The 23,127-nt window shown below is 66.6% G+C and carries 20 protein-coding genes; 19 read left to right on the top strand and 1 reads right to left on the bottom strand.

Features of this window, described 5'->3' with window-relative positions; all coding sequences use genetic code 11:
- Positions 1-12: 12 nt before the first annotated feature.
- The 19 genes from HRUBRA_RS00060 to hisC all read left to right on the top strand — a co-directional run bounded on the left by HRUBRA_RS00060 (position 13) and on the right by hisC (position 22,003).
- Positions 13-753: a heme ABC transporter permease gene (locus HRUBRA_RS00060; RefSeq protein ID WP_035513290.1), complete on the top strand. Its 741-nt coding sequence runs from the start codon at positions 13-15 to the stop codon at positions 751-753.
- A complete protein-coding gene (ccmD, locus tag HRUBRA_RS00065) occupies positions 753-962 on the top strand; it encodes a heme exporter protein CcmD (RefSeq protein WP_035513293.1) in 210 nt (69 codons plus the stop codon). Before HRUBRA_RS00060 ends, ccmD begins: the two co-directional genes overlap by 1 nt.
- Positions 946-1,395, top strand: coding sequence for a cytochrome c maturation protein CcmE (ccmE, locus tag HRUBRA_RS00070; protein WP_035513299.1), 450 nt, complete (start codon positions 946-948; stop codon positions 1,393-1,395). The genes ccmD and ccmE overlap by 17 nt, the downstream gene beginning before the upstream one ends.
- A complete protein-coding gene (locus HRUBRA_RS00075) occupies positions 1,392-3,377 on the top strand; it encodes a heme lyase CcmF/NrfE family subunit (RefSeq protein ID WP_035513300.1) in 1,986 nt (661 codons plus the stop codon). The genes ccmE and HRUBRA_RS00075 overlap by 4 nt, the downstream gene beginning before the upstream one ends.
- Positions 3,361-3,903, top strand: a complete 543-nt coding sequence (locus HRUBRA_RS00080; RefSeq protein WP_035513301.1) for a DsbE family thiol:disulfide interchange protein — start codon at positions 3,361-3,363, stop codon at positions 3,901-3,903. The genes HRUBRA_RS00075 and HRUBRA_RS00080 overlap by 17 nt, the downstream gene beginning before the upstream one ends.
- Positions 3,903-4,364, top strand: a complete 462-nt coding sequence (locus HRUBRA_RS00085; RefSeq protein WP_035513302.1) for a cytochrome c-type biogenesis protein — start codon at positions 3,903-3,905, stop codon at positions 4,362-4,364. Before HRUBRA_RS00080 ends, HRUBRA_RS00085 begins: the two co-directional genes overlap by 1 nt.
- Complete coding sequence (gene ccmI, locus HRUBRA_RS00090) at positions 4,361-5,548, top strand: c-type cytochrome biogenesis protein CcmI (protein WP_035513304.1); 1,188 nt, start codon at positions 4,361-4,363, stop codon at positions 5,546-5,548. Before HRUBRA_RS00085 ends, ccmI begins: the two co-directional genes overlap by 4 nt.
- A 187-nt stretch (positions 5,549-5,735) precedes the next feature.
- Entirely contained in the window at positions 5,736-9,233 is a 3,498-nt protein-coding gene (gene smc / locus HRUBRA_RS00095; protein ID WP_035513307.1) for a chromosome segregation protein SMC, read from the top strand.
- 21 nt (positions 9,234-9,254) lie between these two features.
- The gene (gene zipA / locus HRUBRA_RS00100; RefSeq protein WP_035513308.1) at positions 9,255-10,214 is read left to right on the top strand and encodes a cell division protein ZipA; all 960 of its coding nucleotides are present in this window, start codon (positions 9,255-9,257) and stop codon (positions 10,212-10,214) included.
- Entirely contained in the window at positions 10,214-12,256 is a 2,043-nt protein-coding gene (gene ligA, locus HRUBRA_RS00105) for an NAD-dependent DNA ligase LigA (RefSeq protein ID WP_035513322.1), read from the top strand. The genes zipA and ligA overlap by 1 nt, the downstream gene beginning before the upstream one ends.
- Positions 12,253-12,861 (top strand): transglycosylase SLT domain-containing protein, encoded by a 609-nt coding sequence (locus tag HRUBRA_RS00110; protein WP_035513325.1) that lies wholly within the window; start codon positions 12,253-12,255, stop codon positions 12,859-12,861. Before ligA ends, HRUBRA_RS00110 begins: the two co-directional genes overlap by 4 nt.
- A 174-nt stretch (positions 12,862-13,035) precedes the next feature.
- A complete protein-coding gene (gene phoB, locus HRUBRA_RS00115) occupies positions 13,036-13,746 on the top strand; it encodes a phosphate regulon transcriptional regulator PhoB (RefSeq protein ID WP_035513327.1) in 711 nt (236 codons plus the stop codon).
- A complete protein-coding gene (gene phoR / locus HRUBRA_RS00120) occupies positions 13,743-15,017 on the top strand; it encodes a phosphate regulon sensor histidine kinase PhoR (RefSeq protein WP_035513329.1) in 1,275 nt (424 codons plus the stop codon). The genes phoB and phoR overlap by 4 nt, the downstream gene beginning before the upstream one ends.
- Before the next feature lie 2 nt (positions 15,018-15,019).
- On the top strand, positions 15,020-15,979 hold the full coding sequence (locus HRUBRA_RS00125; RefSeq protein WP_035513331.1) for a PstS family phosphate ABC transporter substrate-binding protein: 960 nt from the start codon (positions 15,020-15,022) through the stop codon (positions 15,977-15,979).
- Positions 15,976-17,661, top strand: a complete 1,686-nt coding sequence (locus HRUBRA_RS00130) for an ABC transporter permease subunit (RefSeq protein WP_052094219.1) — start codon at positions 15,976-15,978, stop codon at positions 17,659-17,661. Before HRUBRA_RS00125 ends, HRUBRA_RS00130 begins: the two co-directional genes overlap by 4 nt.
- Positions 17,648-19,315 carry a phosphate ABC transporter permease PstA gene (gene pstA, locus HRUBRA_RS00135; RefSeq protein ID WP_052094220.1) on the top strand — a complete coding sequence of 556 codons (1,668 nt, stop codon included), beginning with the start codon at positions 17,648-17,650 and terminating at the stop codon, positions 19,313-19,315. Before HRUBRA_RS00130 ends, pstA begins: the two co-directional genes overlap by 14 nt.
- 14 nt (positions 19,316-19,329) lie before the next feature.
- A complete protein-coding gene (gene pstB / locus HRUBRA_RS00140) occupies positions 19,330-20,154 on the top strand; it encodes a phosphate ABC transporter ATP-binding protein PstB (RefSeq protein WP_035513332.1) in 825 nt (274 codons plus the stop codon).
- A 20-nt stretch (positions 20,155-20,174) separates the two neighbouring features.
- Positions 20,175-20,924, top strand: a complete 750-nt coding sequence (gene phoU, locus HRUBRA_RS00145) for a phosphate signaling complex protein PhoU (RefSeq protein ID WP_236629733.1) — start codon at positions 20,175-20,177, stop codon at positions 20,922-20,924.
- Positions 20,921-22,003: a histidinol-phosphate transaminase gene (hisC, locus tag HRUBRA_RS00150; RefSeq protein ID WP_052094221.1), complete on the top strand. Its 1,083-nt coding sequence runs from the start codon at positions 20,921-20,923 to the stop codon at positions 22,001-22,003. Before phoU ends, hisC begins: the two co-directional genes overlap by 4 nt.
- Here the strand turns inward: hisC and HRUBRA_RS00155 are convergent.
- Positions 22,000-23,121 carry a beta-ketoacyl-ACP synthase III gene (locus tag HRUBRA_RS00155; protein WP_035513336.1) on the bottom strand — a complete coding sequence of 374 codons (1,122 nt, stop codon included), beginning with the start codon at positions 23,119-23,121 and terminating at the stop codon, positions 22,000-22,002. The genes hisC and HRUBRA_RS00155 overlap by 4 nt on opposite strands.
- Between the last annotated feature and the right edge of the window lie 6 nt (positions 23,122-23,127).

Below are 23,127 nucleotides of genomic sequence, written 5' to 3' on the forward strand. Positions count from 1 at the left end.
ATGCCTGCCGCAATGTGGTCCTTCTTCCATAAGCTCGGTTCTCCGCCCTGGCTCTATCGCATTGCCGGCGTACTCCTGCGCTGGCTGCTCCCTGTGTCCCTGCTTGCTCTCGGCACCGGCCTTATCTGGGGCCTGTTGTTTACGGCGCCGGATTTCCGCCAGGGCAACAGTTACCGCATCATTTATATCCACGTGCCGGCGGCCGTGGTCGCCCTTGCTGGCTATTACGTCATGGCGCTGGCCGGTGCGGTCAGCCTCATCTGGAAGATGAAAGTGGCTGATATCGCCATGAAGGCCACGGCCCCGGTTGGTGCGGCCCTCACTTTCATCGCCCTGGTAACCGGATCGATCTGGGGCAAGCCGACCTGGGGGACCTGGTGGGTCTGGGACGCGCGCATTACCTCCATGCTGATCCTGTTGTTTCTGTACCTCGGGGTCATTGCCCTTTACGAGGCCTATGACAACAAGGCTGCCGCCGGTCGTGCCTGTGCCGTCCTCAGCCTGGTCGGTACCGTCAATATTCCTATCATCTACAAGTCTGTCGACTGGTGGTACAGCCTGCACCAGCCCGCGTCGATCAAGTTCACCGGTGAGTCCACTATCGATCCGACCATGCTGTACCCGCTGCTGTTGTCCATCATCGCCTTCTACGGTGTGTTCACCTGTGCACTGCTGGGGAATATGCGGGCGGAGATTCTCGCTCGGGAAACGCGCACGGGCTGGGTGCGCCGCCTTGCCGGCGGGGAGGTCTGATGTATTTCGACAGTTTCAAGGCAATGCTGGTAATGGATGGCCACGGTGCCTACGTCTGGGCAGCCTATGGCCTTACACTGCTGGTGCTGTCGCTGGTCCTCGCGGCTCCGGGCCGGCGTCGCCGACGCCTGCTGCGGGAACTCCGTGGCGAACTTCGTCGCCAGGCCAGGCACGGTACCAAGGAGGCGGCTTATGCATCCGGTTCGTAAACAGCGTCTGATCATCGTGCTCTGCGTGGTCGTGTTCTCGTCGCTCGCCGTGGGCCTTGCGGTTTACGCGCTGCGCGGCAATATCAACCTGTTCTATCCGCCGGCGGAGGTCGCCGCAGGCCTGGCTCCCCAGGGCACGCCCATCCGCGTCGGCGGCATGGTGGTGGCGGGCTCCGTGGAACGCAGTGACGACAGCCTGGCTGTGCGCTTTGCCGTGACCGACTACCAGGCGACGGTGCCGGTAGTCTACGAGGGAATCCTTCCAGACCTTTTCGACGAGGGCCAGGGCGCCGTGGCAGCGGGTGTACTCGGCCCCGACGGCGTACTCATTGCCAGCGAGGTCCTGGCCAAGCACGATGAAAACTACATGCCTCCGGAGGTCGCCGACGCGCTTGAGAAAGCCGGCCGCAGCCCGCAAGGACAGCTCCTATGATCCCTGAAATCGGTCACTTTGCCCTGATCCTGGCACTTTGCCTCGCCGTCACTCTGGCCGTAGTGCCGCTCTGGGGTGCCTGGCGGCGCAACCTCGGTGCCATGGCACTGGCGCCGTCCCTCGCGGTCGGTGTGCTGGTGTTCTCTGTAATTGCGTTCGCCTGCCTGGCCACGGCCTTTCTGCAGGATGATTTTTCCGTGCGCGTGGTGGCTGCCAACAGCAACAGCCTCCTGCCGCCGATTTACAAGTTCTCTGCCCTCTGGGGCAATCACGAGGGATCGCTGCTCCTCTGGGTGACGATCCTCGCCGGCTGGATGGCGGCCGTGGCGACCTTCAGCCAACAGCTGCCGACCGTGGTCCTGGCGCGGGTGCTGGCGGTAATGGGTATCATCGCTGTGGGCTTCCTGTCCTTTTCCCTGCTGACCTCCAATCCCTTCGAGCGTCTCCTGCCGAGCACCCCGGCGGACGGTAATGACCTCAATCCACTGCTGCAGGACCCGGGCCTGATCATTCATCCGCCGCTTCTCTATATGGGTTACGTCGGCTTCAGCGTGGCCTTCGCCTTCGCCATTGCGGCGCTGCTGGGCGGTCGCCTCGACGCCGCCTGGGCGCGCTGGTCCCGCCCCTGGACCAACGTCGCCTGGGCCTTTCTTTCCGCAGGTATCATGCTCGGCAGCTGGTGGGCCTACTACGAGCTTGGCTGGGGCGGCTGGTGGTTCTGGGACCCGGTGGAGAACGCCTCCTTCATGCCCTGGCTTGCCGGTACGGCGCTGCTTCACTCCCTCGCCGTGACTGAAAAACGCGGGCTGTTCAAGAGCTGGACCGTGCTCCTGGCCATCTTCGCCTTTTCTCTCAGCCTCCTCGGTACCTTCCTGGTGCGCTCCGGGGTCCTCACCTCCGTGCACGCCTTTGCCACCGATCCGGCGCGGGGACTGTTCATTCTCGTTTTTCTGGCGCTGGTTGTCGGCGGCTCCCTCGGCCTTTACGCCATGCGAGCGCCGACGGTGACCAGTCGCATCGGCTTTGCCTGGCTGTCCCGGGAAACGCTGCTGCTGTTCAACAATCTGGTATTCACCGTGGCCACGCTCACGGTCCTCTTCGGGACGCTGTTTCCGCTGGTCATGGACGCCTTCGAACTGGGCAAGTACTCCGTGGGGCCGCCTTATTTCAACGCGATTTTCGTGCCGCTCATGGCCCTGCTCATGCCGGTCATGGGCATCGGGCCGCTGTCGCGCTGGAAGCAGGACAGCGCCGCCCGCTGGCGCGCGGAACTGTTGCTGCCGGGCCTTGCCGCGGTGGCCTGCGGGCTGCTGCTGCCGCTCTTCGGGCAGGGCTATAATCTCTGGGTCGCCCTGGCTGTGACCCTGGCGGCGTGGCTGGTCCTTGGTCTGGCGCGGGATCTCCACAACCGCATCCGCAGCGCCCCGTCGATCGCCCGCGGTCTGCGCCGGCTGCCGGCGAGCTACTGGGGTATGCAGCTGGCGCACTTCGGCTTTGCGGCCTGTGTCGTCGGCGCTGTGGCCGTGACCCAGTACAGCATTGAGCACGATCTCAAGATGGCTCCGGGCGACAGCGAGACCCTCGCCGGGTACCGTTTCGAGTTCCTGGGACTGGCCCGTGTCGAGGGCCCCAATTACCTCGCTCAGGAGGCCCGCTTCGCCGTGACCCGCAACGGACGCCCGGTGGCGCGCCTCGCCGCGCAGAAACGTCGCTATCTCGCCAGCGGCTCCGTCATGACCGAGGCAGCGATCGACGATGGCCTTTTCCGGGATCTCTACGTGGCCATGGGCGAGCCTGTCGGTAGCGGCGGCGCCTGGGCGATCCGGCTACATTACAAGCCCATGGTGCGCTGGCTCTGGCTCGGGGCGCTGTTCATGGCGATCGGTGGCTTGACCACCGTTGCCGACCGCCGCTACCGCCGGCATCGCGCCCCGGCGCGCGCGCCGGGCGGCAGGGAGGCTGCCCATGGCACCCCGGCTTAAGCTGTTCATCCCCCTGGCGCTGTTCGGTGTGCTGGCCCTGCTGCTGGCCCGGGGCCTGCAGCTCGACCCCAAGGAACTGCCCTCGGCCCTCATCGATCGTCCCCTGCCGAACTTCTCCCTGCCGGCTCTGGAGAGCGGGGACATGCTGACCAACGCGACCGTCACCGGCGAGGTTGCCCTGTTTAATGTCTGGGCGACCTGGTGTATTACCTGCCGTGTTGAGCACCCCTACCTGGAGAAGCTGGCCGCTGCGGGGGTTCCTATCTATGGCATCAACTACAAAGATGACAGCAGCGCCGCGCGGCGCTGGCTGGCAGAGCTTGGTAACCCTTACCGGGCCAATATTGTCGACGCTGAGGGTACGCTGGGTCTGGATCTTGGTGTCTATGGTGCGCCCGAAACCTACCTCGTCGACGGCGCGGGTATCGTGCGCTACCGGCATGTGGGTGAGGTGAACGACCGTATCTGGGAGAGCACCCTGGGCCCGCTCTACCGGCAGCTGGCCGGAGGGGAGAGCGGCTCCTGATGCGCCTCTGCCTGACTGTGTTGCTCATGCTTCTCGCGCTGCCTTCCGCCGCCGTCATCGAGACCTATGAATTCAGCGCTCCGGAGCTGGAGGTCCGCTACCGCAGTCTGAGCCAGGAGTTGCGCTGTCCCAAGTGCCAGAATCAGAATATTGCAGACTCCAATGCCCCGATCTCCAAGGACCTGCGACGGCTGCTCTACCAGCAGCTTGAGGCGGGCGCCACGGACCAGGAAATCCTCGAGGACATGGTGCGTCGCTACGGCGAGTTCGTGCGCTACCGCCCCGATTTCGATCGCAATACGGTGCTGCTCTGGCTTGCGCCGTTACTGTTCCTTGCCCTCGGCGGTGCCCTGGCCGCCGTTGTCCTGCGCAGGGCCCGGGGCGGCCCGACTCAGGCGCTGGACAGTGATGAGCGGGCGCGTCTCGATGCACTGCTGGCCGACAAGGACCGCGCTCAATGACTGTTTTTCTACTCGGCTGCGCCGCGCTGCTGGTGCTGGCGGCCCTTTTCATTCTGCGCCCCGGCGCCCGGGCACGGGCCCGGGCCGAGGACGCGGCCAACCTCGACTGGTTCCGGCTGCGCCGTGCGGAACTCGCTGAGAGCGGCGAGGCAGAGCTGCTCGACGATGCGCGGTTGCGTGTCCTCGAAGACGGCGTCGAGGACCCGACACCGGGCGCTGCTGTGGTCGAGGAGCGCTTCCGCGCGGCCTGGCTTCTGCCGCCGCTGTTGCTGGTGGCCGCCGGCTGGCTCTACTGGGAGCTGGGTGCCATGGCGGACGTCACGCTGGCGCAGCGCCTGGACACCCTTGGTGAAGACACACCGGCAGTCGAAATCGACGCGCTCATGAGCGATATCGGCGCCCGGGTCGGGCAGCGGCCGGAGAATCTGGGCTACCGTGCGCTCCTGGGCCGCTATCACATGGCGCGCGGCAACTACGCGCTTGCTGCCGAGGCCTACACGGATCTTGCCCTGCGTGCCCCCGGTGATGCACAGGCGCTGGCGCTTGCCGCCCAGGCCCGCTTCCTTGCCGCGGATCGCCAGCTTTCCGCTGAGGCGCAGCGCCTTGCGGAGCAGGCCCTGGCCGCCGATCCGCGTCAGCGCACAGCCCTGGGCCTGCTCGGTATGGTGTCCTTCGAGGCGGGTCGCTACCGGGCTGCCATTGAATACTGGGAGCGCCTCGTTGCGCAGGAAGCCCCGGACTCGCCGAGCGCGCAGATGCTCACGGACGTCATCGCCAGCGCCCGCGCTCGCCTGGGTGAAGCGGGGGAGGAGGGGGCCGGCGGGGCTGCCGCTACCGGCCCTGGCATCACGGTGACTGTCAAGGCACCCGCCGAGGGCACGCTTACTGGTCGCGAGACCGTGTTCGTGCTCGCTCGCCCCGAGGCCGCCGCGAGCCGCATGCCGATCGCGGTGCAGCGCTTCACCGCGGCGGAGCTTCCGCGCACCTTGCGCCTGGACGATCGCAACAGCATGGCCGGGCAGAAGCTGTCGACGGCGGGTGCCGTGCGCGTGTTTGTTCAGGTCTCGCCGGGTGGAGAGCCGGGGCTGGCTAATGCGGTGCTGGCCGGTAGCGCCGGGCCGGTCACCGCGTCTGCCGACGATGCTGCCGAAGTCGAGGTGCTGCTGGCGCCCACTGCCGGCTAAGCCCGCCGCAGCCGGCGGGCATAGTGTTGTCCGGCGAAAGCAGATACACTACATCTTGTGGGCGCGTTGGTGCCCGACACATTCTTTTTTTGCGAGTCTTTCAGGGAAAACGCAAGAAAAACATAATCATGCTGAAAGAAGCTCCCGTAAAAACTCAAAGCACTGCCAGCGCGACTGACGGCGTGACATGCGGCTGAAGTCCATCAAGCTCTCGGGCTTCAAGTCCTTTGTCGACGCGACCACGGTCACCTTCCCCAGCAACATGGCCGCGGTGGTTGGCCCGAACGGCTGTGGCAAGTCCAATATCATCGATGCGGTACGTTGGGTCATGGGCGAGAGCTCGGCCAAGAACCTGCGCGGCGAGTCCATGGCCGATGTGATCTTCAACGGGTCCGTGAACCGCCAGCCAGTCGGGCAGGCGTCTATCGAGCTGATCTTCGACAACAGCGACGGCGGCGTCGGCGGAGAGTACGCCAGCTACGCGGAGATCGCCACGCGTCGGCAGGTTTCCCGGGAGGGGCAGTCGGAGTATTTCCTCAATGGTACCCGCTGCCGCCGCCGCGACATCACCGACATTTTCCTCGGCACCGGTCTCGGCCCGCGCAGCTACGCCATCATTGAACAGGGCATGATTTCCCGCCTTATCGAGTCCCGGCCGGAGGAACTGCGCATCTTCATCGAGGAGGCCGCCGGCATCTCGAAGTACAAGGAGCGGCGCAAGGAAACGGAATCCCGGATGCGCCGCACCCTCGAGAACCTCGAGCGTCTCACGGATATCCGTGACGAGCTCGAGCGCCAGCTGCAGCACCTGCAGCGGCAGGCGCAGGCGGCGGAGCGGTATAGCGCGCTCAAGGAAGAGGAGCGGACCCTGAAGGCGCAGCTGCTCGCCCTGGAATGGAAGGAGCTCGACAGCGAAGCCGCTGCCAGTGCGCACAAGGTTGGTGAGCTCGAGGTTTCCCTGGAGGCGGTGCTGGCCGAGCACCAGCAGGTCGATACGCGGATCGAGCAGCAGCGCGTGGAGCAGACCGAGCGCAGCGATGTCTTCAACGAGGTTCAGGGACGCTACTACACCCTCGGTGCCGAGGTCGCGCGGATCGAGCAGAGCATTCAGCACCAGAAGGAGCGCTCCCGGCAGCTGCGGGAGGACCTCGCTCAGACCCGGAGTAACCTTGAGGAGGCTCAGCGGCACCTGCGGGAAGACCGCGAGCGGCTGGAGACGTGGGATGAGGAGCTCGCCGGGCTTGCGCCCGAGAGCGAAGTACTCGACGCCGCGGCGGAGGAAGCCGCTACGGCGCTTGCTGCCGCTGAAGAGGCCATGCAGGGTTGGCAGCAGCGCTGGGACGAATTCAATCATCGCGCTGCAGAACCCCGGCAGCAGGCCGAAGTGCAGCAGTCCCGGATACAGCACCTTGAACATGCCCTGAAGCGTCTGCAGGCGCGGATCGAACTGCTGGCCCGCGAGCAGCAGGAACTGGCGCCGGCTGCCGGCGAGGAAGACCCGGCGCCGCTGCGTGAGGAGCTCGCCGACGCCGAGCTCGCCATCGCCGGTTATGAGGAGCAGGGAGAGGCTGTCGCCGCCGACCTTGCCGTGAGTCGGGAGGAGGGTACCCGCCTGGCCAGGGAACTCGACGCGGCGCGCTCCCAGCTCGCACAGTTGCGCGGACGCCAGTCCTCCCTGGAGGCCTTGCAGCAGGCGGCGGCGGAGGATGCCGCAGGTGGGGCCGACGACTGGCTGAGCGGTAACGGCCTGGCGACAGCTCCTCGGCTCCTTTCCCAGCTCGAGGTAGCCGCGCCCTGGCAGCGGGCCGTCGAGACTGTGCTCGGGGATTACCTGCACGCGGTCTGCGTCGACGACCTGGACGGCCTGGGCCAGCGCCTTGACGGCCTCGCGGCCGGCCACCTCACGCTGGTTGCCCGGGGCGCAGCAACGCCGGCTTCCGGCGGCACGCTCGCTGCCCAGGTACGCTGCGGCGGACGCGTCGCCGGACTCCTCGCGGCGGTGCGCACCGCCGCGGACGAGAGCGAGGCGCTGGCGCTGCGCGGCGAGCTCGCGGGTCACGAGTCCGTGATCACGCCTGAGGGCCTCTGGCTGGGTCCAAACTGGCTGTCCCTGCGGCGGGGCGAGGCGGAAGCCGGTGGCGTTATCCGGCGCCAGCAGGAGCTGGAGGAGCTGTCACTCGCCGTAGAGGAAACGGGGGCCCGGGTACGCCAGCTTGAGGAGCTGCAGGCCGGCGAGGCGCAGCGGCTGCGGGATCTGGAGAGTGCCCGGCAGGCGCTTCAGCGTGACCAGCAGGCCGCCAGCCGCCGCCAGGCCGACGCCGCGGCCCGGCTCAAGGCGCAGGAGGCTCGCGTCGAGCAGCTGGATGCTCGCCGGGCAGCGCTGGCCCGTGATGCCGCTGATGCACGCGGCCAGTTCGAGAGCGAACAGGCATCGATCGCCGAGGCCCGCCAGGTACTCGCAGAGGCGATCGAGCGGATGGAAGCCGACGCGGGTGAGCGCGAGTCGCTGCTCTCCGAGCGCGACCGTCTGCGCGGCGGGCTCGACGGTTGCCGTCAGGCGGCGCGGCAGGCCCGCGACGGCGCCCACCAGGCGGCCATGCGTCTGCGTTCGCTGCAGACGCAGGTCGAGACCATCCGCAGCTCCATCGACCGCAGCCAGGCACAGGTGGCGCAGCTCAGCGAGCGTCAGGAGACCCTGGCGAGCGGCCTCGAGGATAGCAGTACACCCGTGGCAGAGCTGGAGGCTGAGCTTGAGACGCAGCTTCAGCTGCGCGCAGCGGCCGAGGTGGAGCTGACCGGGGCCCGCCAGCGCGTCGCCGAAATCGAACATGCCCTGCGCAGCGATGAACAAGCCCGGTCCGGCGTTGAGCAGCGCATTGCTGCGGCCCGTGCCGAGCTGGAGCAGTGCCGCCTCGGACGGCAGACCCTGGAGGTGCAGCGGGAGAACGTGGGTCGCCAGCTCAAGGAGCTTGCGCAGGACCCTGAGGCGGTGCTCGAGGGCCTGCCGGAAGACGCGACGCGGGACGGCTGGCAGCAGCAGCTTGAACGCGTTGCCGCGCGTATTGCCCGTCTCGGTCCGATCAACCTGGCGGCGATCGACGAATACAGCCAGCAGTCGGAGCGCAAACAGTACCTGGACGCGCAGAACGAGGACCTCGAGAGCGCGCTGGCCACTCTCGAGTCTGCGATACGCAAGATCGACCGGGAAACCCGCAGCCGCTTCCAGGTTACTTTCGACAAGGTAAACAGTGGCCTCCAGGAGCTGTTCCCGCGCGTTTTCGGTGGCGGCAACGCGTATCTGGAGATGACCGGTGACGACCTCCTGGATACCGGTATCTCGATCATGGCTCGACCACCGGGCAAGAAGAACAGCACCATTCACCTCCTCTCCGGCGGGGAGAAGGCGCTTACGGCGATTGCGCTGGTCTTCTCGATTTTTCAGCTCAATCCGGCACCGTTCTGTATGCTCGATGAGGTCGATGCGCCGCTGGATGATGCCAACGTAGGGCGTTATGCTCGCATGGTGAAGGAGATGTCCGGGAAGGTGCAGTTCATCTTTATCACCCACAACAAGATCACCATGGAAATGGCTGACCAGTTGCTCGGTGTCACCATGCACGAGCCCGGGGTGTCTCGCCTCGTGGCCGTGGACGTGGAGGAAGCAGCGGAACTGGCGGCAAGCTGACGGCGAACTGGGCGCTGACGCATGGAGCTGACGATACGCGACTGGATGGTCATCATCGGCGTGCTGCTGATTGCAGCGGTGCTGGTGGACGCGTGGCGACGGGTGCGCGCGGAGCGCGAGGCCGAGGTGCGTGTAAAGCTGCGGCGGGTCTGCGAAGACGATGACGAGCCGGCGCAGGAGCACCCCAGCGTGCTCCAGGAATTGCCCAATGGGGGCGCCCGGGTCATCCGCCGGGAGGATCTGGTCCGCGTCACCCGTGCCCATGACGAAGCCGTACAGGCCGCCGCGGATGCTGCCGCGGCCGGGGCGCCAGAGACCACCGACAGTGCTGCCGGGGCTGTAGAGCCCGGTGGGAAACCGGCGGCCCGGCAGAGCCGCGCGCGCAGGAGTACCGGGGGCGCCCGGGCGGATGATGGTCTGGTCAGCGGTGTTACCACCAGCGAGCGTGACGAAGAGCCCGGCAACCTCGACTGGCTTGAGGATCTGTCGGCCGCGGACGAACCGGAAGCACAGGCCGGGGACGATGCCGGCCGGCTGCCCCGGGGCGAAACCCCGGAAGTCTTTCTCCTGCACGTCTTTGCGAAGGATCCGGCGGGGTTCCGTGGCGACGACATCCTGCAGATTCTCCTGGCCTGCGACCTTCGCTTCGGCGATATGGATTTTTTTCATCGCCATGAGCAGGCCGCCGGCCGCGGTCAGATCCAGTTCAGCGTCGCCAATATGATGCAGCCGGGGGTGTTCGACATTGATCGCATGAGCGATCTGACCACGCCGGGGCTCCTGTTCTTCGTGACGCTCCCGGGTCCCGAGGACATGATGAAGGCCTTCGACTACATGCTCGAAACGGCCCAGGCTGTAGCCCGCAATCTCGGTGGTGAGGTGTATGACGAGTCCCGCAGCGCGCTCACCCGCCAGTCCCTCGAACACAGCCGCCAGAAGATCCGCGATCTCGAGAGGCGTCTCCTCGCCGGAAGCCGCTAGTGCCAACACCAGCGGTGGCGGAGAAAGCAGAGGCACGGGCAGCAGAACTGCGCGAGACCCTGGAGCGCTGGAACTACCAGTATCATGTGCTCGACCAGCCCTCGGTCCCGGACGCCGAATACGATCGCGCTTTGCGCGAGCTGCAGATGCTCGAGGCTCAGCATCCATCGCTCCTGCGCCCGGATTCCCCGACCCGCCGGGTCGGGGCGGAGCCGCTCGCGGCGTTCGCCAGCGTTCGCCACGAGCAGCCCATGCTTTCCCTGGACAACGCTTTCAGTGACGAAGAGTTCGAGCAGTTCTACCGGCGGGTTCTTGATCGCCTCGGCACCCCTGAGGCAGCCCTGGACTTTGCGTGCGAGCCCAAGCTCGATGGCGTCGCCGTGAGCCTTCTCTACCGCGCCGGTGCCCTGGTGCGTGCAGCTACCCGTGGTGACGGCACGACGGGCGAGGACATTACAGACAATGTAGCCACCATCCGCTCGGTCCCGCTGCGCCTGCGGGGCAGTGGCTACCCGGCGGAGCTCGAGGTCCGCGGCGAGGTATATATGCTCCACGAGGGCTTCGCGCAGCTGAACCGCGAAGCGGCCGCACGCGGTGAAAAAGGCTTCGTCAATCCACGTAACGCAGCGGCGGGCAGTCTCCGCCAGCTCGACTCCCGGGTCACCGCCCAGCGACCGCTGCAGCTCTGCTGCTACGGCGTCGGGCAGGTGAGCGGCGGCACGTTGCCGGACAACCATTGGAAGCTTATGCAGCGCCTGCATGACTGGGGCCTGCGCATCAACAGCGAGTCGGCCCTGGTGACCGGTATCGACGGCTGCTTTGACTACTACCGCCGCCTCGAGGCGCGGCGGGCGGACCTGCCTTACGCTATCGATGGCATTGTCTACAAGGTCAATGACCTTGCTTTGCGCGGGCGCCTCGGTTACGTCGCCCGGGCTCCGCGCTGGGCCATCGCCCGCAAGTTCCCGGCTGAGGAAGAGCTGACGCGCCTGTTGGCCGTGGAGTTCCAGGTCGGACGCACCGGTGCTATCACGCCCGTGGCGCGGCTCGAACCGGTGTTCGTCGGCGGCGTGACTGTGAGCAACGCCACGCTGCACAATCTCGATGAGGTCGAGCGTCTCGGCGTCCTGGTCGGCGACACGGTGATCGTTCGCCGGGCCGGTGATGTCATTCCCCAGCTGGTCTCCGTGGTGGCGGAGCGGCGCCCGGAGGACGCGACGCCGATCGTGCCGCCCACGGCCTGTCCCGTGTGCGGCTCGGCCGTGGAGCGGGAGGAGGGCGGCGCCGTACTGCGCTGCCTCGGGGGTCTTGTCTGCCCCGCCCAGCGCATGGCCGCCCTGCGCCATTTCGCCTCGCGCCGGGCCATGGATATCGACGGACTCGGCGACAAACTGGTGGAGCAGCTGGTGAAACGCGGTCTGGTGGAAACTGTGGATGATCTCTACGGGCTGCGTCGGGACGACCTGCGCACTCTGGATCGCATGGGCGAGAAGAGCGCCGACAACCTGCTGGCAGCCCTCGAAAAGAGCAAGCTTACGACGCTGCCGCGTTTTCTCTATGCCCTCGGGATCCGCGAAGTGGGCGAGGCCACCGCACGTTCCCTCGCGAATGCTTTCGGCAGCTACGAGGCGCTGGCGGAGGCCTCGGAAGAGCGCTTGCTTGCGGTAGACGATGTCGGTCCCGTGGTTGCAGACCACCTGCGGCAATTTTTCGATGATTGTGCGACCCAGGCGGTGGTTCGCGCACTGCGGAAGGCGGGCGTGCATTGGTCGGAAATCGAGGCGACGGCGGATCGCGCACCGCTGGCCGGGCAGACCTGGGTGGTCACCGGGAAGCTCGAGCGCATGACCCGGGAGGAGGCCGGTGCTGCGCTCCAGGCGCTGGGGGCCCGCGTGGCCGGCAGCGTCTCGGCGAAGACGCACACCCTGGTCGCCGGGCCCGGGGCCGGTTCGAAGCTGGCGAAGGCCGAGGCGCTCGAGGTCCCCATAATCGACGAAGCGGCCTTTCTTGCTATGCTCGATGAGCACGGGGAACACGCGTGAGGCTGCTGCTCTCCCTGGCGCTGCTCGCGGTCCTTGCCGGCTGTGCGACGGCGCCGCCACGCGACCTGGACAACGTCTGCGAGATTTTCCGGGAAAAGCGCGGCTGGTACGACGATGCGCAGGACGCCAGCAAGCGCTGGGGCAGCCCGATCCCGGTGTTGATGGCGATCATGCACCAGGAGTCGCGGTTCGTCGCCAAGGCCAAACCGCCGCGGAAGAAAATTTTCGGCTTCATACCCGGTCCACGGCCTTCCGACTCCTACGGCTACAGCCAGGCGCTGAAAGCCACCTGGCGCGGTTATGAGCGCAGCGCCGGTAACTACGGCGCCGACCGCGATGATTTCGGCGATGCCATCGACTTCATCGGCTGGTACAACCATCAGTCGAGGCAGCGCAATGGGATCGCCCCGGACGACGCCTACCGGCTCTACCTGGCGTACCACGAGGGCCACGGAGGCTTCGCCCGGGGCAGCTTCTCGCGCAAGCAATGGCTGCTTTCCGTGGCGCGCAAGGTCGAGCGTCGGGCCACCCTCTATAGCGGCCAGCTCGCCGCCTGTCAGAAAGACCTTGAGGACGATGGCTGGTGGCTCTTTGGCTGGTTTTGACAGGGTCGCTCCAGACGGGGCCGCTCCAGACAGGGCCGCTCCAGACAGGGTCGCTCCAGACGCCGACGCCGCAGCCTGTGACGCTCCGGTTGCAAAAAGGGCCCGATCTGTCATGTTATTGTCACAGTGCATCGGCAGACTTCGCGAACGAATTCCCTTGCAGGTTACCGTGCCATGAGTGATCGCACCGTCCTGGTGGTCGACGACGAATTCGCTATCCGCGACATGCTGCGCATGGCCCTCGAGATCGTCGACTACCGCTGCCTCGAGGCCGATAACATCCAGGACGCCCACGCCATTGTTGTCGACCAGCGCCCGGACATCGTGCTGCTGGACTGGATGCTGCCCGGCGGCAGCGGTATCGAGCTGCTCCGGCGCCTGAAGCGCGACGAGGCCACCCGGGAGATGCCGGTGATCATGCTGACGGCGAAGACCGCCGAGGACAACGTCATCCAGGGTCTCGATGTCGGCGCCGATGACTACATCACCAAGCCCTTTGCGCCGCGGGAACTCATCGCCAGGATCAAGGCGCTGCTGCGTCGCGCCGGCGGCGCCGAGGCCAACGAGCGTATGCAGGTTTCCGAGCTGGTACTCGACAGCAAGAGCCGGCGTGTGTTCCTTGCCGACGAGCCGCTTGACATGGGGCCGACGGAGTTCAATCTGCTGCAGTTTTTCATGGCCCATCCGGAGCGCGCCTACACGCGCAACCAGCTCCTTGACCAGGTCTGGGGTGCCAATGTCTACGTCGAAGAGCGTACCGTCGACGTGCATATCCGACGCCTGCGCAAGGCCCTCTCCGCGGGCGCGAAGGACTACAGCGGCCTCATTCAGACCGTCCGCGGCACCGGCTACCGTTTCTCTGCGCGGGGGGCTCCCACCGGGTGAATCTGGCCGGTAGCTGGCGTGGAGAGTTGCGCAAGCTCCTGCTGGTGCTCGCCGCGTCGGCGGTCGCCGGCTGGCTGTTCGGGTATCCGCTGGCCATGCTTACCGTGGGCCTCGCTGCAGTCAGCCTGGTGTGGCTCTACCAGATCTGGCGTATGCGCCGCTGGCTCGAGGACCCGGAGCAGACGCCGCCGGAGAGTTTCGGCATCTGGGGTGTGGTTTACGACACGATCTACCGCTTGCAGCGGGAGAACCGCGAGGCGCGCAGCCGGCTTCAGTCCACCGTTGATTATCTGCAGAGCTCCTTCGCTTCCATGCGCGACGGGGTGGTCATCCTCACCCAGGCGGGCGCCATCGAATGGTGCAACGAGGCCGCGCGGACACTGCTGGGCCTCGAGTACCCCCGGGACCGGGGGCAGCTGATCCTGAACCTGGTCCGGCTGCCCGAGTTTCATGAGTACTTCGTCGGCGGTGATTTCTCCCGCTCCCTGCAGGTCGGGCTGAAAGGCGGGAGGCAGCGCTATTTGCAGATGGAAATCACCACCTTTGCAGATGGAGACTTCCTGCTCTTTGTGCGCGACGTGACGCGCATGCTGCAGCTCGAGCAGCAGCGCCGGGACTTCGTTGGCAATGTCTCCCACGAGCTGCGCACGCCGCTCACGGTTTTCAAGGGTTACCTCGAGACGCTCATGGCGGCCGGTGATCGCTTCGATCCGCGCTTCCACAAGCCCCTGGAGCAGATGGAGCTGCAGGCCCGGCGCATGGAAAACCTCCTCGACGACCTGCTGTGGTTGTCGCGCATCGAGAGTGTGCGCAGCGAGAAGAAAACCGAGCGCGTGGATATCGCCGGGCTCGTCGAGGAACTGCGGGACGAGTTGGCTCACTCGCACCCGGAGCGCGTGGTGGCCCTGCGCCTGGATACGCGGGACGGCGTCGCCGGCGATTACCGCGAGCTGCATAGCGCCATCTCCAATCTGGTGCTCAACGCCCTCAAATACAGCCCCGACGATAAGCCGGTGCTGGTGCACTGGCGCCGGGAGGGAGAGGAATTACTGCTGTCAGTGGTCGATCAGGGGCCGGGCATCGAGGAGCAGCATCTGCCTCGGCTCACGGAGCGCTTCTACCGGGTCGATGAGAGTCGCTCGAGTGCGACCGGCGGCACCGGTCTGGGCCTCGCCATCGTCAAGCATGTGGCCGCGTCGCATCGGGCTGAGCTCCGCATCGACAGTGAACCGGGGGAGGGCAGCGCCTTTACCCTGGCCTTTCCGGACTGATCATGGGCCGCGGCAGGCCCTTGCGCCTGGCGAGCCTGCTGCTGGCCCTGCTTGCGGTCCCGGCGCTGGCCGACCGGACCCTGCCGTCCTACGAACCGGCCCCGGGCCTGGTTGGCAGCCTGAGCAGCGCTGGCTCCGATACCCTTGCCAACCTCATGTCGCTTTGGGCGCGGGCGTTCAGCGCCTACCACCCGGCGGTCAAGGTGGAGGTGCAGGCAGCCGGGTCGGCGACGGCGCCGCCGGCGCTCGTGGAGGGCACGGCGGAACTTGGTCCCATGAGCCGCGCCATGTCGGCACGGGAGGTGGCAGCTTTCGAAGCGCGCTTCGGTTATCCGCCTACGGCGCTGCCGGTCGCCGTGGATGCGGTTGCGGTGTTCGTGCACCAGGACAACCCGCTGCGCGCCATCTCCCTTGAAGAGCTCGACGCGATCTATTCCAGCACCCGGCGCTGCGGCGCGAGCCGCAGCCTCAGCCACTGGGGAGACCTGGGGCTCGGTGGCAGCTGGCGCCGGCGCCCGCTCGTTGCCTACGGCCGCAATACCGCCTCCGGTACCCACAGCTATTTTCGCAGCGAGGTGCTCTGCGATGGCGATTTTCACCCGCTGGTCAACGAACTTCCCGGTTCCGCCTCCGTGGTGCAGGCGGTCGGCGCCTCCCTCGGCGCCATCGGTTACTCCAGCCTGGGCTATGAGAGCGCCGGCGTGCGTCCCCTGGCGGTCAGCGACGGTGAGGGACCGGCACTGGTGCCCACGGCGGTGTCCGCCGCGAGTGGTCGCTACCCGCTGGCGCGCTACCTTTACAGCTACGTGAACCGGCCACCGGGGCGCCCGCTTGCACCGCTGGAGCGTGAATTCTTCCGCTTTGTCTATTCCCGGGAGGGTCAGCGGCTGGTGCTTCAGGACGGCTATGTGCCCCTCCCGGCGGGGCTCATCGATGAGCAGCGCCAGGCTCTGGGCCTGTGAGCCGCCTCGCCGACAGCCGCGTCGCCCGTCAGCGTCGCTGGTTTGATCACGGTACCAGCTTTATCGTCACCGCCGCCGGTGCGGGCGTGCTCGGCACTATCCTCCTCATGCTGCTCTACCTGTTCTGGGAAGTCCTGCCGCTGGCTCAGCCTGCGTCCATAAGCTACAGCCACAGCGAACCGGCCGGCGAGGGACCGCTGCTTGCCCGGGGTCAGGGGCCGGACCCGGCACCACAGGCACTGCTGGCAACGCTGGCAGAGGAGGGCCTGCTGGCGGGGACGGTGGAGTCGAGTGTCCGCCTGGCGGACGGGCGCGCGGTACTGCTGGCCATGGATGATGGCGGCCTGGTGGAGTTCGGACGCAGCAGCGCCGGCCCCGGTGAGCGCTGGGTGCGCTTTCGTCGCCTCGACAGCGGCGGCCTCCCCGTTCGCTGGCTGCTCGCGGAACCGAGGCGTGCGGTGGTCTACGCGCTCGCCGCCGACGGGCGCTTGCAACTCTGGCACACGCGCGCGGAGCGGCGTCTTTTGGCGACCCGGCTGCCCCGGGCCGCCGGTGCAGAGGCTGTGGCAGTCTCCGCGGACGGCACGGTCCTCGCCGTGCGTGTGGGTTCCGAGGTTCACCACTACCGGCTCCACAATCCGCACCCGGAGGTATCCGTGAGTTCCCTCTGGTCAGCAACCTGGCATCCGGACTACCCGGCGCCGGCGCGGGTCTGGCAGTCATCGCCGGCCGGGGCCAGCGATGAGCCAAAGCTGAACCTCGCTCCGCTCGCCCTGGGTACCTTCAAGGCAGCGCTCTACACGATGCTTCTGGCCGCACCGCTGGGGGTGCTTGCCGCGATCTACACAGCCTATTTCATGGCGCGGCCGCTGCGTCGGCTGGTCAAGCCCGGCATCGAGCTCATGGAAGCGGTGCCCACGGTGGTGCTCGGCTTCATTGCCGGGCTCTGGCTGGCGCCGCGGGTAGAAGACGCGCTGGCTGGCGTGCTCGCGGCGCCGCTGGTGCTCGTGCTGGGCGTCGTACTGGTTGGCGGGCTCTGGTCATCGCTGCCGCGGCGCTGGCGCCGACGGGTGCCTCTCGGTGCCCGGCCCCTGCTCCTGTTGCCCGTGGTCGCCTTGCTGCCCTGGGCGAGTGTGGCCGCGAGTCCGGCCATAGAGGCGGTTCTGTTCGGCGGTGACCTCGCCCGCTGGCTGGAACAGGAGTTCGACATCGTCTACCAGCAGCGGAACGCACTGGTGGTGGGCATGGCAATGGGCTTTGCTGTGCTGCCCACCGTTTTCTCCATCACCGAGGACGCGATTTTCTCCGTGCCCCGGAGTCTCTCCTACGGCAGTCTTGCTCTCGGCGCCACGCGCTGGCAGACCCTTACGGGAGTGGTTCTGCCCACGGCGAGCCCGGGAATCTTCTCGGCGCTGATGATCGGCCTGGGCCGCGCCATCGGCGAAACCATGATCGTGCTCATGGCGACCGGCAATACCCCGATCCTCGACGGCGATCCGTTCACCGGGTTGCGCAGCCTGAGCGCAAATATCGCCATGGAGGCGCCGGAGGCGATAGTCGGCAGTACGCACTTCCGCGTTCTGTTCCTCTCGGCGCTGCTGCTCTTTGCCTTTACCTTTGTCATCAACACCATCGCGGAGCTGGTGCGCCAGCGCCTGCGCTACCGCTATGCGGCAGGTTGACGTGGTGGAGCACGCCCATCGTCCCCTGCTCCGCGAGCGCCTGCGCGCCTCACTGCGCCGCAAGGGCAGCGATGCCCTCGAATGGCTGGCCGCCGGCGCAGCGGCCCTCGCCCTTGTAGCGGTCCTCGGCCTGGTTGCCCTGCTGACGGTCAAGGGGCTCGGACACTTCTGGCCGGGGCCTCTCTGGGCTCTGGAACTCCGTGCCGGCGCGGGGGCTGGCGATACCCTACTGGGCCATGTCGTAGCCCGGCGCGAGGTACCCGTGGCCCAGCTTCGCGAGGCGGGGAGGGACCCGGGCCCCGGGTCCGCTGTGCGCGAGCGCCTCCTCCTGCGTCTGGGCAACCGCGATCTCGGCGCCCCGGAATTTCGCTGGGTGCTCGCGTCGGACATTCTCGAGCAGCATATGCCGCCGTCGGCAACGGTGCTCGAGCGCAGTGAATGGGGGCCGCTTTTCGGCTATCCGCTGGCGCTCCGGGACGGTGACGTTACCCAGGTTGACGGTGACGGTCCGGCGCTGCGTGCGGCGCTGGCAAAGGCTCTGGAGGCGACTGCCATCGCGCGGGAGCGGTTGCGCGCGCTTGAGCAGGGCCCCCTGGCAGCGGCGAGCACAGCGCTTGCCCGTCTTCCTGCCAACGACGCCTCGGGCGTGGACGAGGTTCTGAAAACCCTTGCGCAGCTGGAGACGGAGCGTCGAGTGCTGCGTGCCGTGGTCGATCGCTATGTGCTACGGCTGGCACTGGCGAACGGGCAGCGGGTGGAGCAGCCGCTGGCGACCGTTCTGCGGGCTTACCAGCCCAATGCCCTGGCCTTCCCCGCCCGCGTCGGCCTTTATCTGCAGCGCCTCTGGGATTTCGTGAGCGGCGCCCCCCGGGAGGGTAATACGGACGGTGGCGTGTTCCCGGCGATTTTCGGCACAGTGGCCCTGGTGCTCCTCACGGCGGTTCTGGTCACGCCGCTCGGTGTGCTTGCGGCCGTTTACCTGCACGAATACGCCCGCCAGGGGCCGCTGACGCGGTTGGTGCGCATCGCCGTCAACAACCTCGCCGGGGTACCGTCGCTGGTCTTCGGGGTTTTCGGCCTCGGCTTCTTTGTCTACGTGCTCGGCGGTGAGCTTGACAGCCTGTTTTTCGCCGACCGCCTGCCCAGCCCGACCTTCGGCAGCCCGGGGTTGCTCTGGGCCTCGCTCACCCTCGCGCTGCTGACGCTGCCGGTGGTGGTGGTAGCAACGGAAGAGGGGCTCGCCCGGATTCCGCGGTCCGTGCGCGAGGGGAGTCTGGCCCTCGGGGCGACACGAGCCGAGACGCTCTGGCGAGTGGTGCTGCCGATGGCGACCCCGGCGATGATGACCGGTCTGGTCCTTGCCGTGGCCCGGGCCGCTGGCGAGGTCGCGCCGCTCATGCTGGTGGGCGTGGTCAAGCTGGCGCCGACCCTGCCCGTCAGCGAGCACTTTCCCTATCTGCATCTTGAACAGAAGTTCATGAATCTCGGCTTCCACATTTATGATATCGGCTTTCACAGTCCGGACCCCGACGCCACCCGCTCCCTGGTGTTCGCCACGGCGTTCCTGCTGGTCGCTATCATCCTCGTGCTGAATCTCGCGGCCGTGATCCTGCGCCACCGGCTGCGGGAGCGGTACAAGTCTCTGGACACCTGATAGGCTCAAGCCTCATGCCCGAACATTCCATCAACGTCCAGGCGCTGCGCCGCGCACCGGCCCAACGCGTCTCCGCGGAGGGGGCGGCGCTGGTCGCCGAGCGCCTGTCTCTCCACTATGAAGGTAGCGCTGCCCCGGCGCTCGATCGTATCGATCTTGCCATCCCCCGACAGCGGGTGACCGCTTTCATCGGACCCAGCGGCTGCGGCAAGTCCAGCCTCCTGCGCTGCTTCAATCGCATGAATGACCTTATCGAGAGCTGTCGCATCAGCGGCAGTATCCGCCTGGACGGGGAGGACATCCACGGCCCGGCGGTCGATGTGGCCAGCTTGCGGCGGCGGGTGGGCATGGTGTTCCAGGCCCCGAACCCGTTCCCCAAGACGGTCTACGAGAATGTCGCCTACGGTCTGCGGATTCAGGGCATCAGCCGCAAGCGGGCTCTCGACGAGACCGTGGAGAAAGCCCTGCGTGCGGCGGCCCTCTGGGACGAGGTGAAGGACCGGCTCGATGACAGTGCCCTGGCCTTGTCTGGCGGTCAGCAGCAGCGCCTGGTCATCGCACGCACCATCGCAGTAGAACCGGAGGTGCTTCTCCTGGACGAGCCGGCCTCGTCCCTCGATCCGATCTCCACCTTGCGCATTGAGGAACTCATCTATGAGCTGAAGACGCGCTACACCATCGTCATCGTCACTCACAATATGCAGCAGGCGGCCCGGGTGTCAGACATGACGGCCTTTATGTACATGGGACGATTGGTGGAGTTCGGGGAAACGGATACACTCTTTACCAACCCCGAGCAGCGTCAGACGGAAGACTACATCACCGGCCGCTACGGATGAGCGGTCAACGGGAGACCCCCTTGCAGAGCGACAATCACAGGCAACATATCTCCGGCCAGTTCAATGCCGAGCTGGAGGCCGTGCGCAATCACCTGCTGGAAATGGGTGGCCGCGTCGAGGCGGCCGTGGCCCGGGCCGTGGAGACGCTGCTGACCCGGGACAGTGGTGAGGCCGAAGCGGTCATCGCCGCCGATGAGGAAGTGAACGCCATGGAAGTGCGCATTGACGAGGAGTGTTCCCGTATCCTCGCCCGGCGCCAGCCTGCGGCCAGTGACCTGCGCCTGGTTATCGCTGTCGCCAAGGTCACGACGGACCTGGAGCGCGTCGGCGATGAGGCCACCAAGATCGCCCGCCAGGCCATCACGCTGTCGGAGCAGGCGCCGGCGCGCAGCGGCTCGCCGGAGGTGCGCCGTATCGGTAAACACGTGGGAGCGATGCTGCGCAGTGCGCTGGATGCCTTTGCACGGCAGGATGTCGCCATGGCGGTCAACGTCGTCGTTGACGACGAGGGAGTGGATTCGGAATATCACTCCGCCATGCGCAGCCTGGTGACCTTCATGATGGAGGATCCGCGCAATATCGGTCCTATCCTCAACGAGCTCTGGGCGCTGCGGGCCCTGGAGCGCATCGGCGACCATGCGGCCAACATTGCCGAGCAGGTTATTTATCTCGCCCGTGGGCTCGACGTGCGGCACATGGAGCCTGCAGAGCTGCTAGCCTACATGCAGGCGGAGGCGGAGGAACCGTCGCCGGGGAACGTGACGCCGTGAGCCGCTTCTGGAGCGAGGTCGCGCGCGGCCTCAGCCCTTATGTCCCCGGGGAACAGCCCCGGCATCCCCGCCTGGTCAAACTGAACACTAATGAGAGTCCCTACGGGCCCTCGCCCCGGGTGCTGGCGGCGGTTGCCGACACCGATGGCGACAGCCTGCGCCGCTACCCCGATCCGGATGCCAGCGCTCTGCGCGCGATAATTGCGGCTGAGTTCGGTCTTGCGGCGAAGCAGGTGTTTGTTGGCAACGGCTCCGACGAGGTCCTGGCCCATACCTTCCTCGGGCTTCTGAAGCACCCCCGTCCGCTGGCCTTCCCGGATATCAGCTACAGCTTCTACCCGGTCTGGTGCGGCCTTTATGGTATCGAGGCGCAGCGCGTGCCGCTGGACGCGCAACTCGCTATTGATGTTGATGCCTTTCCCGCGGACTGCGGCGGTATCATTCTGCCCAACCCTAACGCGCCGACCGGCCGACTGCTGGGGCTCGATCAGATCGAGCGCCTGATCGCCGGTCACAGCGATTGTGTGGTGGTAGTGGATGAGGCCTATATAGACTTTGGCGGTGAGTCCGCCGCGGCCCTTGTCGATCGCTATCCGAACCTGCTTGTGGTGCAGACACTGTCCAAGTCCCGCGCTCTGGCGGGGCTGCGGGTGGGCTTTGCCCTCGGCGACGCGCAGCTGATCGAAGGCCTCGACCGGGTCAAGGATTCCTTCAATTCCTACCCCCTGGATGCCATCGCTCAACGAGCGGCTGTAGCGGCCTTTGAGGACCGCGCCTGGTTCGAGGACTGCCGTCGTCGCGTGGTCGCCACCCGTGAGCGCGTGGCGGTGAGCCTCGGGGCGCTCGGTTTTGCGCTGCTGCCATCGGCGGCGAACTTTCTCTTCGCCCGTGTACCGGGGGGGGCAGCGCGGGCCCTGTTCACGGCGCTGCGTGAGGAGGGCATTATCGTACGCTACTTCGACCGGCCGCGTATCGACGAGTACCTGCGCATCAGCATCGGTACCGACGAGGAGATGGACCGCCTGCTGGCAGCGGTGGAGGCGTGGTGCGGGGTCGGGGGGGCCGGCGACCTGCCCTAGCGGCGGCGCAGCACCACGCTGCCGATGCTGTAGCCGGCGCCGAAGGAACAGAGCACTCCGGTATCGCCGGAGGAAAAATCCGCCCGGTGCTTGTGGAAAGCGATAACAGAGCCCGCCGAGCTGGTGTTCGCATACTCGTCGAGAATCGTCGGCGCATCCTCCTCCGTGGGCTCCCGACCCAGGACGCGACGGGCAATGAGCTGGTTCATGCTCAGGTTTGCCTGGTGCAGCCACAGGCGTTTCAGGTCGGCGGCCGGCAGTGCAAGGCGCTCAAGCTGCTCCGTGATCTGCACGGCCACGGCCGGGCAGACCTCCTTGAACACCTTGCGTCCTTCCTGCACAAAGAGTTTGTCCGCCTTGCCGATGCCGCGCGGATCCGCCCGGTTGAGGAAACCGAAGTTGTTACGGATGTTGTTCGAATAGAGGGTCTGCAGGCAGCTGTCGACGACCGCGTATTGCTCGGCGCTGGTCGCCAGGTCGGCGCGCTGGAGAACCACCGCCGTGCACACATCCCCGAAGATAAAGTGCGAGTCTCGGTCGCGGAAATTGAGATGCCCGGTACAGATCTCCGGGTTGACCATGAGCACGGCGCGTGCGCTGCCCATGGCGATGGCGTCCCGGGCCTGCTGGATGCCGAAGGTCGCCGAGGAGCAGGCGACGTTCATGTCAAAGCCCCAGCCGCGGACCCCGAGCGCGTCCTGTACTTCGACAGCGATGGCGGGATAGGGGCGCTGCATGTTGGAGGCCGCCACGAGCACCGCGTCGAGGTCCTGGGGCCCGATACCGGCGGCGGTCATGGCGTCGCGCGCTGCGGCGACCGCCATCTCGCACATGACTGAAGGTTCACTATCCGGGCGTTCCGGAATCGCCGGGACCATACGCTCCGGATCCAGAACACCGGCTTTATCCACCACGTAGCGCGAGCGGATGCCGGAGGCCTTGACAATGAACTCGACGGAGCTGTGAGCCTGGGGGGGCAGCTCGCCCTGCGCGATGGCTTCGGCATGCTCGCGATTGTAGCGGTCGGCCCAGGCGTTGAAGGAGGCCACCAGCTCCTCGTTGCTGATGGCTTCCGGCGGGGTATAAAGCCCCGTGCCGCTGATGACTACCTCATGCATGAACGG

The organism is Pseudohaliea rubra DSM 19751 (genome assembly GCF_000764025.1).
GTDB classification, from domain to species: Bacteria; Pseudomonadota; Gammaproteobacteria; order Pseudomonadales; family Halieaceae; genus Pseudohaliea; species Pseudohaliea rubra.

Coding starts and splice junctions, on each gene's coding strand:
- HRUBRA_RS00060 (WP_035513290.1), top strand. CDS start 13: ATGTGGTCCTTCTTCCATAAGCTCGGTTCTCCGCCCTGGCTCTATCGC.
- ccmD (WP_035513293.1), top strand. CDS start 753: ATGTATTTCGACAGTTTCAAGGCAATGCTGGTAATGGATGGCCACGGT.
- ccmE (WP_035513299.1), top strand. CDS start 946: ATGCATCCGGTTCGTAAACAGCGTCTGATCATCGTGCTCTGCGTGGTC.
- HRUBRA_RS00075 (WP_035513300.1), top strand. CDS start 1,392: ATGATCCCTGAAATCGGTCACTTTGCCCTGATCCTGGCACTTTGCCTC.
- HRUBRA_RS00080 (WP_035513301.1), top strand. CDS start 3,361: ATGGCACCCCGGCTTAAGCTGTTCATCCCCCTGGCGCTGTTCGGTGTG.
- HRUBRA_RS00085 (WP_035513302.1), top strand. CDS start 3,903: ATGCGCCTCTGCCTGACTGTGTTGCTCATGCTTCTCGCGCTGCCTTCC.
- ccmI (WP_035513304.1), top strand. CDS start 4,361: ATGACTGTTTTTCTACTCGGCTGCGCCGCGCTGCTGGTGCTGGCGGCC.
- smc (WP_035513307.1), top strand. CDS start 5,736: ATGCGGCTGAAGTCCATCAAGCTCTCGGGCTTCAAGTCCTTTGTCGAC.
- zipA (WP_035513308.1), top strand. CDS start 9,255: ATGGAGCTGACGATACGCGACTGGATGGTCATCATCGGCGTGCTGCTG.
- phoB (WP_035513327.1), top strand. CDS start 13,036: ATGAGTGATCGCACCGTCCTGGTGGTCGACGACGAATTCGCTATCCGC.
- HRUBRA_RS00125 (WP_035513331.1), top strand. CDS start 15,020: ATGGGCCGCGGCAGGCCCTTGCGCCTGGCGAGCCTGCTGCTGGCCCTG.
- pstA (WP_052094220.1), top strand. CDS start 17,648: ATGCGGCAGGTTGACGTGGTGGAGCACGCCCATCGTCCCCTGCTCCGC.
- pstB (WP_035513332.1), top strand. CDS start 19,330: ATGCCCGAACATTCCATCAACGTCCAGGCGCTGCGCCGCGCACCGGCC.
- HRUBRA_RS00155 (WP_035513336.1), bottom strand. CDS start 23,121: ATGCATGAGGTAGTCATCAGCGGCACGGGGCTTTATACCCCGCCGGAA.